The sequence below is a fragment of the Anaerococcus kampingae genome (genome assembly GCF_046365475.1).
GTDB lineage: Bacteria > Bacillota > Clostridia > Tissierellales > Peptoniphilaceae > Anaerococcus > Anaerococcus kampingae.
Genome location: NZ_JBGMEF010000018.1, coordinates 47,536 through 66,201, shown reverse-complemented (window position 1 = coordinate 66,201; position 18,666 = coordinate 47,536). Strand labels below are relative to the sequence as shown.

The window sequence follows — 18,666 nt, the reverse complement described above, 5'->3', positions numbered from 1 at the left end:
GAAAATCCGCCTTATTCTCCACTGCTCATGGCCTCAGCCATGTCGATATTTTTAAGTTTATTGTGTACATATATAAGCATAATCATTGATAGGATAAGGGTTATGGCCGCACTTACTATGAAGCTTATAGGGTGAAGCTTATAGGAAAGCATAATATCTCTTGGAGCAACCAGGTCAATTATATACCTAAACATTAGATAACCTAACAAATATCCACCTCCTATGCCTATAAGGCTTAGGATAAATATTTCCCTATAAATATAGGCTGTAACTTCTTTTGGATAAAAGCCTAGAACTTTTATTGTTGCAAGCTCTCTTTTCCTCTCGCTTACATTTATATCGGTTATATTATATAAAACGACACTTGCAAGCACTGATGAAACTAGGGTTATTACAACTATTACTAAGTTTAAATTAGCAAGCAAGGCATCCATTGATTCATAGGCTCTGCTTGTATTTATTACTGCAAGAATATCGTCAATATCTTCTAATTTCTGGGTAATTTTATCGGGATCACCCTTTATATAATCTGCATTTACGCTTAGTTTATTAGAGGTCAAATCTTCATAATAGTCCTTGGAAATATATAGATAATCTCCTACATAATTTTCTGTAATTGCTCCTATCTCAATTTCTATTAATTTCTTATCAACTTCTACCTTTATCTTGTCATTTTCCTTCAATTTAAGCTTTTTGCTAGCATTTTTTGTAATTACAGCCTTAGCTTCTTTTAAATTTATAGGATTACTTTTATTTTTTCTTAAAGATACGAAATCATTAAACCTAGCTATATCCTTAGGTATTATAATTGATAGGTCAAGGTCTGTACCAGTTCTATTTAGACTTGCACTTTCATTTCTAATCTCAAGCCTCTTATCTTTTTCTATCAAATCATCGAAAGCTTTCCTATCTGACTTTTGATCTAGGATTGCTATTGACTGGTAGTGAAAGAGTTCATTTTGTTGAATAGCTGATGTATCCTTTAAGGAATCAATCATTGCAAAGCCGAAAAATATTAGGGCTGTGCAGCCTGCTACTCCAAAGAGGGTCATAAACATCCTTGACTTATACCTAAATAGGTTTCTAGCTGTGATTTTTTGCATAAAGGATAGGCTTTTCCAAATTGGCCTTATCTTTTCTAAAAGGATTTTAGATCCTTTTTCCGGTGCCTTTGCCTGAAGTAGTCTTGCTGGGGACTCATTTACAGTTTCCTTAGAGGTGAAAAATACTGTTAAGGCTACTAAACTTGCTGAAAGAATTACAGACCCTATAATCAAAAGAAGCGATGATGTGAAGCTCATATTTATTATAGAAAAACCTGTTGAATATGCCTTAAATATTATCCCCGCTATCAGATACCTTGCCAAAATCCCACCTATTATTGACCCTATCAAAGTAGGTATCAAACCATAAATATAGAATCTCCTGGCTATTAATTTATTTGAATAGCCCAAGGATTTTAGACTACCATTTATTAGCCTTTGCTCCTCTATATATCTTTTCATGGTTGTAAGGGTAACAAGCATGGCTACCATGTAGAAAAATACAGGAAATACTAGGGATAATTTGTCCATATTTAGGGAGTTTTGATAATAAGTATCTATACCCTCGTTATCAAAGATTGTACTCACCTTATATTCAGGATCTGTAAGCTTTAGAAGGGTTTCCTTTTGATCTTTTATCTTTTCTTCGCCTTCTTCTATATCATCTAAGGACTCTGCTTTTTTATCTTCAAATTCCTTAAGACCCTTTTCATAATCAGCTTTTGATTTTATAAGGTCCTTATAGGCTTTTTCTAATTCATTTGCGCCCTTTACCCTATTTTTTTCAAGCTCATCTAGGCCCTGATAATATGATGTCCATCCTCTGTTGATTTCTGTTTGCTTACTATTTACTGTTTTTTGAGCCTGGTCAAGTTTTGCTGCTCCTGATTTTTTCTCTTCTTCAAACTTAGCTTTTCCTTGGTTGTAAGTAGCAAGGGACCTATTCAATTCAGCTTCCTTTTTCTTGATTTCTTCAAGGCCAGCTAGTAGGGGTGCCTTTTGCTTAGCTATTTCTTCTTCAAAATCATCAGAATTAGCCAGGCCTAATGTATCAAGTCCTAATTCAGTCTGATTTTCATTAGAATCTGGTAATTGACCATTAACTTGTAAAGATTCCTTAAAAGAAGCATCTATCTGACTTAGACCATTTTCTATTTCTTGCCTTTTGCTTGAAATTTCATCTTGGCCTGCCTTAATCTGTTGATAAGATTCATTTAACTTTTCTTCATTTATTTTAATCTCTTCATCATATTTATTTCTTGAATTTTCTAATTCAAGCTTGGCCTTATCAAGCTCTGCTTGACCTGTAATTAAGTCATTTCTTGCCTTAGTTAGCTTAGACTTAGCATTTTCAATTTCTCTATGATACTTTGCTTTTTCTGTCTCGTATTTACTAAATCCATCATCAATTTTTATCTTAGCATCTTTTAAATCTTTTTCTGTATCAGATATTTTTTCTCTAGCATCAGATAAGTCGCCCTCGGCCTTATTTATCTTATCATTAGCTTCAGTTTTTATCTTCTCTAATACTTCCTTTGGTCTAGAGAGGATGGCCTTATCTATCGTATCCTTCTTATCTTTTACAATTTTCTTGTATTCATTACTTGTTTTATTTAATTCTTCAGTAGTTTTATAAGAAATATTTACTTCATCAAATTCTTCTTTTTCAAAATTTTCTTCTGAAATAAAGGCAAGGCCAGCTATCTCTTTTTTGCCTACTGGAGATATTTCTTTCATATCTTCAAGAAATCTCTGACTGGTATTAAAAAATCCAACAACTTTATATTTTGTATTTTTAAGCTTATTAGTATCCTTCTGCTTGTCATTTATATAGGAAAAATCTACATAGTCGCCAATCTTATAAGTAGATTTTAAGGCCTTATCTAGAATTATTTCGTTCTTTGCCTTTAACTTTTGACCATCGACCATATCTATTTTTTCAAAATTCTTATCAAAAGATTTTATTCTTATAATATTATCCTGATTTTCTAAGTCTATAATTTTTATAAAGGAAATATCTTTGATATCATCATCATTTTCTAAAAGAATCTGATCTTCATAATCCATTGGATAGGTTGACCTTACTATTATATCAGGGTGTTTATAGATATTAAGTGACTCGTCAAGGCTTTTTCTCATAGATGGGCCTGTTAGGTTTAGTCCTACAATTATCATCGTTGCAAGACCAACCATGACTCCAATTGAAAATACCTTTCCTAGGGTTGTTTTCATATCCCTTATTATATTTTTATAAAAAGTATTCATCTTACCACTCCAGTTCTCCAACTGGTCTTGGGTTTTCATTGCTATATGCTTTCAGGATTTTCCCATCTTTTAGTTCTATTACCTCATCAGCCATTGGCTTAATAAGGGAATTGTGGGTTATTATTATAACTGTTGCTCCAAGCCTTCTTGAAGCATCTTGTAAGAGTTTTAGGATGTTTTTTCCCGTTTTATAATCAAGAGCACCTGTAGGCTCATCGCATAATAAAAGCTTAGGATTTTTAGCAAGAGCCCTTGCAATTGCAACTCTTTGCTGCTCACCTCCAGATAATTGGGATGGAAAATTTTCATACCTAGAATTAAGACCTACTTCATCTAAGACCTCTTCTGCCACTAGGGAATCTTTTGATAATTCGCTAGCTAATTCAACATTTTCAAGGGCTGTGAGATTTGGTATAAGATTATAATGTTGGAATACAAAACCAACGTCATCACGCCTATAGGTGGTAAGGTCTTTATCATTTAATTTCGATAGGTTTTTACCATCAATTAATATATCTCCGGAACTTGCTTGCTCCATTCCGCCTATTATATTTAGTAGAGTAGTCTTACCAGCACCTGATGCCCCAACAATTATAAGAAGTTTCCCTTCATCAAGGTCAAAACTTATATTGTCGTTAGCAACTATCTCGCTGGTACCAGACTTGTATTTTTTGCTCACATTTTTTAAACTTATATAAGACATAATTATTCCTTCCTGTCTATATCATATATGTATTTATACCCATTTTTAGCAAATATAAAAGAGCCATGTGGCCCTTAAATATTTTTATATTTTTCTCTAACTTCATTGATTTTCCCGCAAGTCATCTTACCTTCTGGACAAGGTCCTCCAATGCATGATGGACCTGCATTGGCAAAGATATTTGGATAAATCCCTTTGACAAGCTTAATCATCTGATCAGAAAGCTCTCGTATCTCCCACTGTGCCCTGTTACATGACCTTAAGGAGAAAAAATGAAGAAGGGTTCTAGCATTCATTGTAAAGACAATTTTAGTCTCGCAAGCATTTGGAAATACATACCTTGCATCTTCTATAGCCTTCTTGCTAGCTTGTCTTTTTGCTGTCTTTTCATCCAGTCCTTCTGATATAAAATCTTTAAAATGCTTATCAAATAAGATATCTGTAAGCTTATCATAGGCTTTTTGATCTTCTTCCATAGCCTTTATATAAATTTCAGTTGCTTCAGGGTTTTCCTTTATGTGGGGTGGGATTATGTATTCAAAACCATCTAATTTGACATATCTTTGAGATTGCTGAGAATAGGAAGCAAGCCTATGGCGGACGAGTTGGTGGGTTAAAGTCCTAGATACTCCCTCAACTGCAAAGGTAAAGGAAATATGCTCAATTGGAGACATATGACCCATGCTTGCAAGCATCTTTACATATTTGGCGATAGCTTCTTCATCTTGCTTTTTAGAAATTTCATCCACCCCAACTGAAGAATAGCAAAGCTTACCAGCCTGAGCTATTGTCTCTTCTCCATTTGGTGTATAATTTAATAATTTAACTTTTAACTTAGCTTCTGTCATAAAATACCTTTCTTTTCTAATCTAATTCTATTATACCATTTTAAAAACTCAGTATTTTATCCTCTAACTAAAAGTTTTTTGTAGGAATTATCTATCAAGATTGCTCCAAGTGGTGCTGTAATTAAAATCCCAAGCACTGCTACAGATAAAATTGCAAGGCCAGATGATAAGCCATTAGCAAGGGCAACCGATCCAATTGCAGCTTGGACAGTAGCCTTTGGCATATAAGAAAAAATAGTAAATAACTTTTCTTTCTTATTAAGATCAGAAAATCCTACAGCAATAAAGACTCCAATAGCCCTAATTATTAGGCCTAAAAATATTAAAATTATCCCATAAAATCCAACTTCAGTCATATATTTTATATCAACCTCAGCGCCAACTAGGACAAACAAAAGTACTTCTGCAAATATCCACAACTTAGCAAATTTATCTGAAAGTCTGCTAACTAGGTCATCACTAGCCTTTATTTTATAAGAACTGGCCATAGCAATAACTGCAAGTAGTCCCGAAATTGGGACAAGTTTTTTTAATAAGCCTTCCATACTTACGAGCAAAAATGAGATACCCAAAATAATAATGACCTTAGTAGAATTTCTGATGTAGGCTCCTTTTTTAAATTTCATTTCAAAGAAATAATAAAGCAAAAAACCAATTAAAATTCCGACTCCTATGCCAAGTATTATTGATATAGGTACCTTTATAAGAGATCCAGCTGAAAAACTTCCACCCTTAGCCATAGATAAAAATGATGAAAAAAGAACAAGGACAAAGACATCATCACAAGATGCTCCAGCAAGGATCATCTGAGGGATAGATTTATCTTTACCATAGCCCTCATCAATCAACTTAACCATCCTAGGTACGACTATGGCAGGAGAAACAGCTCCCATCACAGCCCCCATAAGGAGTCCATCAATAAGATTCAAGCCTAAAACCATAGGTGCAAATATTGCGTAGGCCAATATTTCAAATGATGCTGGCAAAAATGACAAAAGAACTGCAGATGTACCAACCCTCTTAAGGTCAGAAATATCTAGTGAAAGGCCCGCCTTAAGCAAGATAACAATAAGGGCAATTGTCCTTAAATCTGATGAAATTGCTAATGTATTAGGGTCAATCAAGTTTAAAAGCTCTGGCCCAAGGATAATTCCAGTTAAAAGCATACCAATAATGGCAGGCAAGCCTATTTTCTTAAAAATACTAGCAAGACTCATTCCCACTAGTAGGATAAGTCCTAAAGATAAAATCATAATACCTCCTTAATTTCCTAACAAAAAAAGCTGACACCCCTACAATCAAGTAGAAGTCATCAGCTTTCGCGTTTTAGATTCTTTAGATTATAATCACGGGAGAACTTCATTCCCTAAAATAATTATATGCAAATTTAACTTAAAATCAAATATTTTTAATCAGTAAGTTTAAAAGTTTTGCCTAAGTCATCTGACTTATAAAAATTTATATTTCCATTAACATCTTCACACCTAAGTAAAATAAGACCATCCTCAGAAATTTCCCCGCTAATTTCAGGACTAGTATCTGGAATTTCCGAAATAAAATTTAATTTATTATCTATAACTTCAATGAAAAACCACCTTGACCTCGCTCCTGCCCTATCTACTTCAATAAGGCCATAAGCTGAATTTGCTATTAATTTTGCATTTCTTAGGCTAAAATCTTTTAAAATTTCTTTTTCACTTAGTTCAGACCCGGACCTGTCATATGCTAATGATTTTTGGCCTTTGATAATTTGCTTGTCCTTATCAAAATAGATTTCAAACTTATCTTTTACTTGATCATTTGAAATATTAATGATATCCTTAAAAATTTTCTTTGAATCTTCAAAATCAAGCTTATCCATTGTGATGAATTTTTTCATATAAATTTCATAATCATCATCAAGCCAGCCTTCATTTAGTATATAATATTTTTCCTCTTGATATGTAAAAGGCTCATTATCCTTAAAAGCAAAAATGCTCATTATTAGTATAAAGTATGCCGACAAAAGCATTATGCCAATCAAAACTAGACTTATAAACATCTTTACATAAAAGTTTATTTTAATATTAGTGAATTTGTATATAAAAATAATCTGATAAGCAAAAAATCCAAGACAAGATAAAATCAAAAGTAGGTTGTTAAATATAGGTATAAATTCAAGCTTAGCAAATATTACAAATACAAAAAATATAAGAGGAAATGATAGTATATAGAAAATCATTTCTAGTATTATCTTTTTATTAATAATTTTATCCATAATTATCATATCCCTACTATCAATTTAATAAAAACTCAATTCTTTATTGATACTGAATAAAACTGTAGAAACAAATAAATATAATATTCCTGCAACAATATTTAAGTTCATTCTGTATATAAAAATCAAAACAAGTAAGATTATATTTACAAACAAAGAAGGTATCATAGCTTTTAAATTTTTCATTCCAACTTCTATATCTTTATTAATATTTCTTATATATCCTGATTTATAATTAGGAATCATCCTATGACTAAAAATTAAAATTAAATTTTCGCTAGCAAGTATATATATGATAAATTTAAAAATTAATTTAAAGTCAAAATCACTAAAACTTATAAAGGCAAATTTAGCTCCTACATATAATAAAAAATATAATATCAAAATAAAACCCGCAAGAAATAAAATGGTGAAAATATTTTTACTAAGTATGTAATCAAATCTTTTATTTCTATTGTCTAAATTTTTAAATTCTTTATAAAAAAGACCATCTGTTGTAATATATCTAAAAATTGAACCTGTAAGAACTCCAATTCCCAGACAGAATATCCATTTAGGCATCATTAAAAATGTAAAAATAAATAAAAATACCAAGCCAAATATAAAGCAAAAAAGGTCATGACTACCATCTTCTATAAAAAATTTCCTAACTGTATTCTTAAAAAACATACTACCCTTTCTAATTGTCCAGCTTATCTTAATATAATTTGTAAAATTTAAATATGTAAAGAGCTTGGGAAATCCCAAGCCCTATAACCTATATTGAACCATCCCTATCCCAGAATCTTTGCTTAGTTAAGTTTTCTATAAACTTATCAATTTCCTTCATGTCCTTACTTACAATGACTCCAGGAGCCTTCTGTTGCTCCTTATCTAAGATTGCCTCAGGATCTCCTATTAACCATATTGGTTTATAGTGTTTGAAAGTTTCATCTACAAATTCACCAACATTTTTACTAAAATCTTTAGAAGGTTTTTCAGGAACTACAACTATGAGAGCATCTTCTAAAACTGGATGGATTGTCTCATACCTATGGTCTACCTTTTGTCCATCTTTAGTATCCTTAAGATTGCCTTGGATAATTTCTGCCTTAGCCTTATTATCTTTTATCTTCTTTACAAGAGATTTAAAGTCAAAATCATCATCATCATCATCAGAATAAATACCAACTTTTAAGGTATCTGGCTTAAAGATTGTGTTAGCTTGAGCAAATTCTGGCATCTTTACTTTCTTAGCTTCCTTACTTGGCTTAAGGCCAATAGGATCAAAGCCACGATCAGCGTCTGGCTTATCTGCACCAATATTTTTAGCAATTTCTTCTGCCATTTTCATATCAACGTTTGCAAACATATCTACAACATTTTGCCTAATTTCTTCCCTTTGGACCTTTGATAGTTCAAAAGAAAAGGCATTTATAATATGTTCTTGCTCAACCTTACTAATTGACTTATAGAAGGCTGTAGCCTGGCTAAAGTGGTCTCTAAAACTATCATCTCTTGCCTTGATTACTTGGCCATCAATTTTTTCTTGATAATGTTCATAGCCACCATTTTCTGGGCTTTCATAATATGGAGATTGGTCATCTATAATTGATTTATGATAAGCTACTGGGCCCTTATTTATCATATGTTGGTGCCAGCCATCTCTTTGGTTATTGTGGACTCCAACTACTGGTCTATTTATTGGAATTTGTGCAAAATTTGGTCCACCCAGCCTTAATAACTGAGTATCTGTGTAGGAGAAAAGTCTGCCTTGTAATAGTGGGTCATTTGAAAAATCAATACCAGGTATTACATTGCCTGGATTAAAAGCAACTTGCTCTGTTTCTGCAAAGTAATTATCTACATTTCTATTAAAGATCATTTCCCCAATTTTTACCTTTGGAATATCTTCTTCTGGCCAAACCTTAGTTGGATCTAGGATATCAAATGGGAAGTCATGCTCTTTTTCAACAGGAAGAATTTGGACACAGAAATCCCAAACTGGGTAAGAGCCTTCATCAATGGCATCATACATATCTTTTCTTTGACTATCTGGATCATTACCAGATACCTTTAAGGTTTCATCCCATACTCTAGAGTGGACTCCTAGTTGTGGGTTCCATTGATATCTAACAAAGCATGCCTTACCTTCTTTATTTATCCATCTAAAAGTATGGACTCCAAAACCATCAACCATGCGTAGACTTAAAGGAATTGCCCTATCACTCATTTGCCACATAACCATATGAGCGGACTCTTGGTTACGAGTTACAAAATCCCAAAAAGTATCGTGGGCTGATTGGGCTTGAGGTACTTCTGTATCTGGTTCTGGTTTAACAGCATGGACAAAATCTGGGAATTTTATTGCATCTTGGATAATAAATACTGGCACATTATTTCCAACTATGTCATAATTTCCTTCTTCGGTATAAAATTTTATAGCAAAACCACGCACATCACGAGGTGTATCTGTAGAGCCCCTAAAGCCTGCTACAGTAGATATCCTTGAAAATAATGGGGTTTCTTTGTTATGGCCTGAAAATAGGCATGCTTTTGTGTACTTACTCATATCCTTGGTAGATTTAAAAATCCCATGGGCACCTACACCACGAGCGTGGACAATTCTTTCAGGAATTCTCTCATGGTCAAAGTGCATGATTTTTTCTCTTAGATGAAAGTCTTCAAGAAGAGTAGGTCCTCTCCTGCCAGCCTTAAGGGAAAATTCATCTTCAGCCATCTTTAGGCCCTTATTGGTTGTAAAAGCCTTCCCCTTATTATCAACCTTATTTTTTTCCAAATCTTTAATCTTGGCATTATCCTTAACAGGTTTTACCTTTTCAGCTCCTTTTGGTGTCAAAGGTGCTTTAATAAAATCATGTTGACCTTTATCATTCTTTTTTGCCATATTTTCCTCCTATTAATTTACTCTCTCAATTAGTGTTTACCCATTTTCCATCAAAGTATGCGAAAATAGATAAATAAAAATCCAGTTTAAAAACCGGACTTAAATTTCTTATATATGATATGTTGCAAAGTTTTTTTGAGAATAAATGGATTTATTCAGTCAACAAATCTTTTTAATTTAATAGTATCACAACTAAAATTACAAGCTATCTTATAAAAAATTATGCCTTAATACTTTCCACATAAGTACAAGTTGGATAATTAGTACAGCCTAGAAAAGATCCATATCTACCAGTTCTTATTTCAAGAGGACCTCCGCATTTTGGGCAAAGCTTGATACTTTCATTCTTTTCTTTTTTCATATCTAGCTTAGCTTCCTTCTCTTTAACCTCTTCCTTTGTTATTTTAGATTTTGATTCTTCCGATTTTTCAATCTTCTTACTTGGGGATTTTTTTGTCTCGCTTGTAGAACCTGTTTGGGTTTTAAGCTTATTTTTCTTAGCTTCTTTTATGTTTTTAACATGGTCTCTGTTGCTTATATTTAGCCTATTTCCCTGGATTATTTCTAAAATCTTTTCTAATTCATCTTTATCGATTATATCTTCATTAGATAATTTTTCTATTTCTTTTGAGACCTGCGACATCTTACAAACTACAGATTCCTTAAGCTTTACTTTAATTTCTGCTTCTGGAGAAAAGGCTATAATAGAAAAGTATTTCATATTAGGATACAAATCTTTTAAAATATTTTCTACAGCCTTTATATGGGCGTAATTTTGTAAGATTGGATTCATGAAAGTTTTCTTGTTACCATAAATGTTTTGAGTCCAGTTTTTGCCAAATTCAGACCCATATATCCAGCCCTTATAGTTTTTAGTTTCTATAGAAAAAATCCCATAAGTTGATACTACAAGATGATCAATTTGGGTAGACTTTGTAGTCCCTCCTGCATTTTCTAATACTAAATTATTAATTACCTTATATTTTTCCTTATCTAGGCTATTAAGTTTAATTTTAACTATAGATTCACCCATGTGGCCTTTTATTTTGGGCAAGAACATTTTAAGGACAAAGACAAAGGCCAAAAATATAGCTAATTGAATATAAATATCATACATAAGCGCACCTCGCTTAAATCATTTCTTAATGTTCATCCCAATTACCATGCCTAGCATCATACCAATAGATAAGCCAATCGCCATATTATCAGCATCTATAAGCATTGAGATAGCCATTCCCAAGCACATTCCTATAGTCATGCCTTCAGTCATATAATTATTATCTTCTGTACTCGCTGCTATAAGATCTTTATTTTTATTTTTTCTAACTATTAAAAGAATATAAATAGCCAGAACAAGAATTATTAAGGCAAAAAATAATATTTTATATAGATCCATTCCTAGCTCCTCTCAAGTAAAGCAATTGCCTCTAAATGTCTTGAATTTGGAAATTGGTCGAAGATTTCATAATCTTTTATCTCATAGCCCTTATCTAAAAATACCTTTAGGTTATCCATTTGACTTTTTGGATTGCATGAAATGTATACAAATTTCTTGCAGTCGATATTTAGGATTTTATCTAGAGATGCTGGACTTATGCCGGCCCTTGGTGGGTCAAGGATTACAACATCGTATTTATCTCCTACTTTTTCAATCTCTTCTAGGACATCTCCACAAAGGAAATTTACATTATTAAGGTCATTTAGCTTAGCATTTTCCCTTGCCTTGTCAACTGCTTCTTCGACTATTTCTATACCTGTTGCTGTATTTGCTACAGTTGCCATTAACTGGGTAATGGTTCCTGTTCCTGAGTATAGGTCTAAGACATTCATAGTTGAGTTAATTTCAGCAAGGTCGAAGGCTTTTTGGTAAAGTTTTTCCGCTGTAAAGACATTTGGCTGAAAAAATGAAAATGGCGATATTTTAAAGGATAGGCCAAGCATTTCTTCTGTTATATATTCCTTGCCATAGATTAACTTTATCTTTTCAGGAATTACCGCATCTGCTAGAGAATCATTTAAGACATGATAGATTGAAAATATCCTTCCATCCAAGTCCAGATCAAGGAGCATATGCATAAAAAGCCTTAACCTCATACCATCAAAGCTGTCATCTGAGCTTGTGACAAGTATTACCATGATTTGGCCTGTGTGGTGGGCCTTTCTTACTACAAGATGTCTCAAAAGACCTTCTTTAGTAGTTTTGTGGTAAAAGTCGGTGTTTTTCTCCCTAAAATATTTTTGAACTCCAGCCCTTATTTTATTAAAATCATCATCTACTATGTTGCAATCATAGCAATCTACGATTTCATAAAACCTTCTTTGCCTGTGAAGACCGAGTATAAGCGGACCACCCTTTACAGCATCTCCAAAGGTGTATTCCATCTTATTTCTATAGCCCTTAGTCACTGCAGACCTATTTATTTTTATATTTCCATCATAGCTGATTCCGCTGTCTTTAAAGAGAGTCTTGATCATGTCATGCTTTAGCATTAGCTCTGTTTCATAAGGAATTTTTTGGTAGGCACATCCCCCGCACACTCCTGCATGTGGGCAATACTCCCTCGCATTTTCTAGCTTTGATTCCTCTATAAGATTTATGTACTTAGCCCTTATTCTTTCCTTATTTTTCTTGCCAGTCTTTACATTTATAGTTTGACCTAGGATTCCTCCCTTAAACTCAACCCTTCTCCCATTTTCATCATATCCTATGGAAAGATTTGGGTATTTCATTTCGCTTATTTTTATTTCTTTAGTTGGTCTTTTTTTCATTATCACTCCAAAAATTATTTATTGCTCTTTGTAAGCTTTGGCTATCATTGACCAAGGCTTGGTTTCTCCAGTGTTTTGGAAAAAGTCTCATATATTTTTGCCAGAAATACCTGTCATCAACTAGATAAATTATCCCCTTATCTTCTTCACTCCTAATAACCCTGCCTGCGGCTTGAAATACTTTATTTAAGCCTGGATAGGTGTAGGAATAATCAAAACCATCGTATTGATTTTTGTCAAAATGATATTTGATTAGATTTCTCTCGTTTGATAAGCCTGGCATGCCTACAGATATTATCATAGACCCTATAAGCCTATCCCCTCTTAAGTCAACTCCTTCAGAAAAAATTCCACCTAGGACTAAAAATCCTACCCTAGCAGAATCTTCTGTAAATTCCTCAAGAAATTCGATACGCTTAGCTTCATCCATAATTCTTTCTTGAACTATTATACTATCATCAAAGCTCTCCCTATAATATTCTGCCACATCTTCCATATAAGAATAAGATGGGAAGAAAATAAAATAATTGCCTTTTTTTGATTTTACAAATTCATTTATATCCTCAGCAAGGATTGCCAAGTTATTGTTCCTATCCCTATACCTAGTTGATATAGGACTTTTAAGAATCATTAGGTGATTAGGATTAAAGGGCATATCTAATCTTAACTTTAAGGCTTCCTCACCTGCTAGCATCTTTATAAAGTAAGGCATCGGTGAGAGGGTGGCTGAGAAAAATATAGAGCTTCTTGCTAGCTTATATTTATTCTTTAGAACTTCTCTTGGGTCAACACACTTTATCTCAAAAGATCTCTCCATTGATTCTGGATCATAAGATATTATATTATAAAATCCATCTGTAAAATAATCTGACACCTTAAGATACTTATTTATATCAAAATATAAGTCTAAGACCTGATCGTAAGATTCGTGGTCCTTTTCTTCTACCAAAAATTTCTCCATGGTTTTTGATAAGGAAATCAAATCCTTATCTAAGATGTCTATATAATCACTTGTAAAATAATAGGTCTTGCCTTTTGCTATTTGGCCAAGCTTATAAAAATCTTCTGTAATATTAGAAAGTTTAGAAACTAGCTTTTTTTCCTTTTTCTCATCCAAATTTTTAACTAGGGATGTAAAGTCTGACTCTAAAAACGTAAAAGAATACATATCCCTAGACCTTTCTAAGAGATTATGAGCTTCATCAATTAAAAATACATAAGAATCTATAACTTCATCAAAAAATCTTCTTAAAAATACATTTGGATCAAAAACATAATTATAATCACAAATAATAACATCTGCATATAAACTTATATCAAGCTCAAATTCCAACGGGCAAACAGAATATTTTTTTGAATATTCAATAATAGTGTCATAATCCATTATCTCTTCTTCAGAAAGGATGTCCTTTAAGGCTTCATTTACCCTATCGAAATGGCCAAGGGCATATGGACAATCAATAGGATTGCAGGAAACTTCATCATTTATACAGACCTTCTCCTTGCTTGTAAGCTGAAGAGCTTTTATAAACATTCCCTTAGACTTCAATAAGTTTAAACTCTTTAAGGCTTCCTTAGCTATGGTATTTTTACTGGTAAGGTAAAAAATTTTATCTGCCAGATTATTTGGCATAGCTTTTAAAGAAGGATATAGAGTTGAAATTGTTTTACCAATTCCAGTTGGTGCATCTACAAAGAGATTTTTCTTATCTAGAATTGCGGTATAAACTCCAACCGCCATCTTTCTTTGACCTTTCCTGTAAGAGCCAAATGGAAATTCTAAATCTTTTAGGCTTTCATCTCTAGTCTCTCTATTTTTAGCCAATATTTTAGAAAATACAAGATAATCATCTAATAGGGCAAAATAAAAATCTTTTAGGTCATCAAAGGAGAATTCTTTTTCAAAGGTTTTTGACTTATAATCTTCTGTGGAAACATAAGTTAGGGTGATAAGCATCTTATCTAAATTATTATCAAGTGAATAAAAATATGCATAGCACTTGGCTTGGGCCCAATGGAGTTTATTCTTATCTGTCATCTCTCCAAGGTCCCTAGATGTTGATTTAATTTCATCAATTAAAAATAAGTCGTCCTTTTTTCCAACACCATCAGCCCTACCTTCAACTACAAATTCTACATCCTTGTAACTAGTGGTATTTGTGAGTTTGTATTCTTTTTTATAATTTTTACCATATTGGGCTTGGATTTTTTGGTGGGCTCTTATGCCTTCTATCATCCTAGTATTATCACGGAATCTATTGTCTATATCGCCAGATCTCATGACAAATTCAATAAGGTTTCTAACAGATGTTTTAATTTTCATAGTCTCTCCTAAGTATATTATAACATATTGGGTATAGGTATGGTAAGGAGGCCTATATGAACGAAACCATAAAAAACCTATTAAATCACAGGACAATTAGAGAATTTACTGATGAAAAAATTGATCAAGATACAATAAAAACCTTGCTAGATGTAGTAAATATGTCTGCATCAAGCAATGGTATGCAAAATATGTCTGTAATCAGGGTTACAGATCAAAAAATAAAAGATGAGCTTGCCGATAATGGCAACCAAGCCTATATGGCAAGGGCTACTGAGCTATGGATTTTCATAGTTGACCTAAAGAGAAATTATGAAATTGCCAAGGAAATGGGGCTTGAAAATGATAATATCATAAGCTTTGATAAATTTATCCAAGGCTTTACTGATGGAGTAATAGCTGCCCAAAACCTGACAGTTGCAGTCGAATCTTTAGGGCTAGGTGCAAATTATTTTGGAAATATCCACAATGACACAGCCAGAGTTATAGAGCTTTTGAAGATGCCAAAATTAACCTATCCGGTAGTGGGTGTTGGCTTTGGAATTCCAAACCAAAATCCTCAAATCAAACCAAGAATGGACATAAAGTTAAAAACTTTTGAAAATTCTTATAAGACCTATAACTCATATCTAGATATAATTTCAGACTATGATAAAGAAATGACTACCTATTACGACCTTAGGGAAAATGGCAGAAAGAGCGCATCATTTTCTTCACAAATTCCTAAAAAACAAGGTACTATTATAAAAAATAGAAATAAGATATTTGAAACCCTCAAAAACCAAGGCTTTGTCCTAGACCCAAAAGAATAATTGCAAATTTAAGATAAAAGTTTATAATATTTCTATCAGAGTAGGTAAAGAGCATTAAGTGCTGGAAAATGGGTTGTTGTTTCCAGACGAAGAAGATTCATGATTCTTTATCGCAACCGCTGCCCTCTGATAGAAAGGGGAAAAAAATGAATAAAAAATTAAGTATTGATTCACTCGTGAAAGCTGCTATGCTAACAGCATTATCAATCATCTTTTCAAGATTTTTTGGTATTTTTATCACACCTTCAATTAAGTTTTCTTTTGGCCACTTGCCATTGATGGTCGCAGGCATGCTATTAGGTCCGATACCTGGAGCTCTTGCTGGACTTGCAGCCGACTTAATAGGTGTTGCTATAAATGCTGGAGGCACTCCACACTTTGGATTTACCCTAGTATCTGTTTTGACTGGTCTAATTCCAGGAATAATATCAGAATACTCAAAGGATAAAAACATTTCTATGAAGGTTCAAGTAGGGCTTATGGTTTTTTTTGTGTTTTATATCTGCCATATGTTCTTAAATACCTTATGGTTAAGCCAATTGATGAATACACCTTACAAAGCAATGTTAGTTTCACGTTTTATTAAAGTATTAGTAGATGGAATAATAAACTATTTCCTTTTATATTTCATAGCTACAAAATTACTAGATAAATTAAAATAATAAGAGGCTGTTGCAGAATGAATAAATCGTCCCAAATCATTAGAGGAACCTCCACGAAAATTTTGCCTCCATGAGCCGGCAGGCTAGGCCAAAAATTTTCTAAGAGAACCCTCTAATGATGGGACGATAGTTATTCATAGTTTTGCAACAGCCCTTTATTTATTTGCTTCTATAAATTTATTTATATGAGTTATTACTTCTTTTTTGAAGGAATCATCCCCAGCATAGCCTACTACCAAGTGACCATGCTCCTTTACCTTTCCAACAACCATGAGATTCCTATATAGTTTATTTTCACCTGTGCCTAGATATCTCATATCCGTGATTATCCCTATAATCATCCTTGGAAAATCTATTCCATGATCTATTTCAAATTCTCTCATTACTCCATGGGCCATAATCTCTGCTGCCACTCCATCATCTATAGTCAATCCATCAAGGTTGGCTATCAATATATTTGCTTCTTTTAATTTGGCAGTATCAGCTTGAGATATTTTTATATCTGTGATAATTGCATCATTTGTCTTTTTATCATTTATATCTGCATTTCTTTGTGGAACATAGAGTTCTAGGTTAGTATTTTTTTCTATATACTGGGCTAAATCTTCTGTCCATCTAAACATAGCATCATTAAAAAAATGACTTGCTAAATATCCTTTCATTAATTCTCCTTAAAAACTTCTGCCAGCTCCTCCGCCACCAGATGATCCTCCTCCTCCGGAAAATCCTCCGCCAGAGCCGCCGCCAAAGCTTGATCCTCCCCAAGATGAGCCTCCAAAGCCTCCACCTCTTGGATAAAATCCTCCAAAGCCACCCGGGCCTCTTCTTCTAAAGCCGCCTCCGCCTCTTCTGTTATTATTGTTTAAAAGATTTGAGACTATTATAAATATTACCAAAAGCATTATTAGTGTTGAAATAGGAAATCCATCGTCACTATCAACAGGCTCAAGTCTTTCCTGGTAGGAAGTGTAGTCCTTTTCAAGCTCAATGTCATATTCCGCAGCTATTTCTCCAACAACTGCATTAAATCCTTCATTTAGAGCTTGTGAATAATCGCCTTCTTTAAGCTTTTCGAGCATGAAGCTATCAATTATTCTACCTACCTTACCATCATTAAGCCTACCTTCTATACCATAACCAGTAATTATGTTTACTTGTCTTTTACCATTTGGTCCTGGTCCTAAAAATAGGATTAGTACTCCATTTTCCTTATCTTTATCGCCTATTTTCCAAGCATTAAAGATATCAGTTCCATAAGAATAACCATCAAGTCCATCTGGGTTTTCTAGGCTTACAACGACCACTTGAGAGCCAGTTTTATCTTCTAGCTGTCTATTGGTCTTATTTATATTTTCTTTTGTGGCTTCATCTAGTATTCCAAGCTCATCTAGGTAATAATCTGTGCTTGGACTTGGTATACTAGCATAAGATTTAATTTGAAAAAGGCAGAAAAGAACCGCTATTAGTATTCCTAGCCTTTTAAATCTTGCCTTTCTCATAATATTTCTCCTAGTTACCAAAGTCTACTTTTGGTGCATCTTGTGCAGCTGCATCAGCCTTGAAATATTCTGCTGGGTCATAGCCTGTAAATTTAGCTATGATATTTGTTGGAAATCTTCTAATATCTTTATTATATTCACCAACTGCTTCGTTATAGTTCTTTCTTTCTGTTGAAATCCTATTTTCTGTTCCTGCAAGCTCATCCATAAGCTGAACAAATTGTGTATCTGCCTTAAGCTCCGGATAGGCTTCTACTACTACATTGATATCACCTATAGCTCTTGTTAACTGATCATTTGCTTCTGCTAATTCTTCTGGGCCCTTAGCATTTTGTATACCTGCTCTAGCATTTGTTACTGCTGTAAGGGTTTCATTTTCATGATCTGTATATCCCTTTACAGTACTTACTAAGTTTGGTATAAGGTCAGCCCTTCTTTGAACAACATTTTGTACTTGAGCGTAGGCTTGATTTACATTTTCACGACTTCCTGCAAGTCTATTATAGGTTGGAACTATCATGAATAATCCAAGGGCAATAATTACAATTATGCCTATAATTAATCCTTTACTTCCTGAACCTCTTCTTCTATCTGTCAT

16 protein-coding genes and 2 riboswitches are annotated in these 18,666 nt (G+C 33.3%); of the genes, 2 read left to right on the top strand and 14 right to left on the bottom strand.

The features are described 5' to 3' along the window. Positions 1-11: 11 nt before the first annotated feature. The 11 genes from ACCQ42_RS04100 to ACCQ42_RS04050 all read right to left on the bottom strand — a co-directional run bounded on the left by ACCQ42_RS04100 (position 12) and on the right by ACCQ42_RS04050 (position 15,095). Positions 12-3,308 carry an FtsX-like permease family protein gene (locus ACCQ42_RS04100; protein ID WP_106460103.1) on the bottom strand — a complete coding sequence of 1,099 codons (3,297 nt, stop codon included), beginning with the start codon at positions 3,306-3,308 and terminating at the stop codon, positions 12-14. A 1-nt stretch (position 3,309) separates the two neighbouring features. Beyond that, positions 3,310-4,011, bottom strand: a complete 702-nt coding sequence (locus tag ACCQ42_RS04095; RefSeq protein ID WP_106460102.1) for an ABC transporter ATP-binding protein — start codon at positions 4,009-4,011, stop codon at positions 3,310-3,312. A gap of 74 nt (positions 4,012-4,085) precedes the next feature. Beyond that, on the bottom strand, positions 4,086-4,859 hold the full coding sequence (gene thyX, locus ACCQ42_RS04090) for an FAD-dependent thymidylate synthase (protein ID WP_410035473.1): 774 nt from the start codon (positions 4,857-4,859) through the stop codon (positions 4,086-4,088). A 56-nt stretch (positions 4,860-4,915) separates the two neighbouring features. After that, positions 4,916-6,112, bottom strand: a complete 1,197-nt coding sequence (locus tag ACCQ42_RS04085; protein ID WP_410035472.1) for a cation:proton antiporter — start codon at positions 6,110-6,112, stop codon at positions 4,916-4,918. A gap of 43 nt (positions 6,113-6,155) precedes the next feature. Next, a riboswitch (Fluoride riboswitch) is annotated at positions 6,156-6,235 on the bottom strand. A gap of 32 nt (positions 6,236-6,267) precedes the next feature. Then, positions 6,268-7,116, bottom strand: coding sequence for a hypothetical protein (locus ACCQ42_RS04080; protein WP_410035471.1), 849 nt, complete (start codon positions 7,114-7,116; stop codon positions 6,268-6,270). Positions 7,117-7,140: 24 nt separating this feature from the next. Next, the gene (locus ACCQ42_RS04075) at positions 7,141-7,785 is read right to left on the bottom strand and encodes a hypothetical protein (RefSeq protein ID WP_410035470.1); all 645 of its coding nucleotides are present in this window, start codon (positions 7,783-7,785) and stop codon (positions 7,141-7,143) included. Positions 7,786-7,873: 88 nt separating this feature from the next. Further along, the gene (locus ACCQ42_RS04070; protein ID WP_410035469.1) at positions 7,874-10,003 is read right to left on the bottom strand and encodes a catalase; all 2,130 of its coding nucleotides are present in this window, start codon (positions 10,001-10,003) and stop codon (positions 7,874-7,876) included. Between the two features lie 220 nt (positions 10,004-10,223). Then, positions 10,224-11,120: an NERD domain-containing protein gene (locus ACCQ42_RS04065; protein WP_410035468.1), complete on the bottom strand. Its 897-nt coding sequence runs from the start codon at positions 11,118-11,120 to the stop codon at positions 10,224-10,226. Positions 11,121-11,138: 18 nt separating this feature from the next. Next, entirely contained in the window at positions 11,139-11,399 is a 261-nt protein-coding gene (locus ACCQ42_RS04060) for a DUF2700 domain-containing protein (protein ID WP_265236531.1), read from the bottom strand. Positions 11,400-11,401: 2 nt separating this feature from the next. Then, positions 11,402-12,772, bottom strand: a complete 1,371-nt coding sequence (gene rlmD, locus ACCQ42_RS04055; protein WP_410035467.1) for a 23S rRNA (uracil(1939)-C(5))-methyltransferase RlmD — start codon at positions 12,770-12,772, stop codon at positions 11,402-11,404. Next, the gene (locus tag ACCQ42_RS04050) at positions 12,753-15,095 is read right to left on the bottom strand and encodes a helicase C-terminal domain-containing protein (RefSeq protein ID WP_410035466.1); all 2,343 of its coding nucleotides are present in this window, start codon (positions 15,093-15,095) and stop codon (positions 12,753-12,755) included. Before ACCQ42_RS04050 ends, rlmD begins: the two co-directional genes overlap by 20 nt. Positions 15,096-15,151: 56 nt before the next feature. Here ACCQ42_RS04050 and ACCQ42_RS04045 point away from each other — a divergent pair, with 56 nt between their 5' ends. Beyond that, positions 15,152-15,907: a nitroreductase family protein gene (locus ACCQ42_RS04045; protein ID WP_410035465.1), complete on the top strand. Its 756-nt coding sequence runs from the start codon at positions 15,152-15,154 to the stop codon at positions 15,905-15,907. 34 nt (positions 15,908-15,941) lie between these two features. Beyond that, a riboswitch (THF riboswitch) is annotated at positions 15,942-16,031 on the top strand. Positions 16,032-16,053: 22 nt separating this feature from the next. Continuing rightward, positions 16,054-16,569: a folate family ECF transporter S component gene (locus tag ACCQ42_RS04040; protein WP_265212403.1), complete on the top strand. Its 516-nt coding sequence runs from the start codon at positions 16,054-16,056 to the stop codon at positions 16,567-16,569. Positions 16,570-16,724: 155 nt separating this feature from the next. On the opposite strand, the gene ACCQ42_RS04035 is transcribed toward ACCQ42_RS04040, so the two are convergent. From ACCQ42_RS04035 to ACCQ42_RS04025, 3 genes are read right to left on the bottom strand one after another with little or no spacing between them, the layout of a single operon-like run. Then, positions 16,725-17,231 carry a nucleoside 2-deoxyribosyltransferase gene (locus ACCQ42_RS04035; RefSeq protein WP_106460538.1) on the bottom strand — a complete coding sequence of 169 codons (507 nt, stop codon included), beginning with the start codon at positions 17,229-17,231 and terminating at the stop codon, positions 16,725-16,727. A 9-nt stretch (positions 17,232-17,240) separates the two neighbouring features. Continuing rightward, positions 17,241-18,068 carry a TPM domain-containing protein gene (locus tag ACCQ42_RS04030; RefSeq protein ID WP_410035464.1) on the bottom strand — a complete coding sequence of 276 codons (828 nt, stop codon included), beginning with the start codon at positions 18,066-18,068 and terminating at the stop codon, positions 17,241-17,243. A 10-nt stretch (positions 18,069-18,078) separates the two neighbouring features. Continuing rightward, the gene (locus ACCQ42_RS04025; protein WP_410035463.1) at positions 18,079-18,666 is read right to left on the bottom strand and encodes a LemA family protein; all 588 of its coding nucleotides are present in this window, start codon (positions 18,664-18,666) and stop codon (positions 18,079-18,081) included.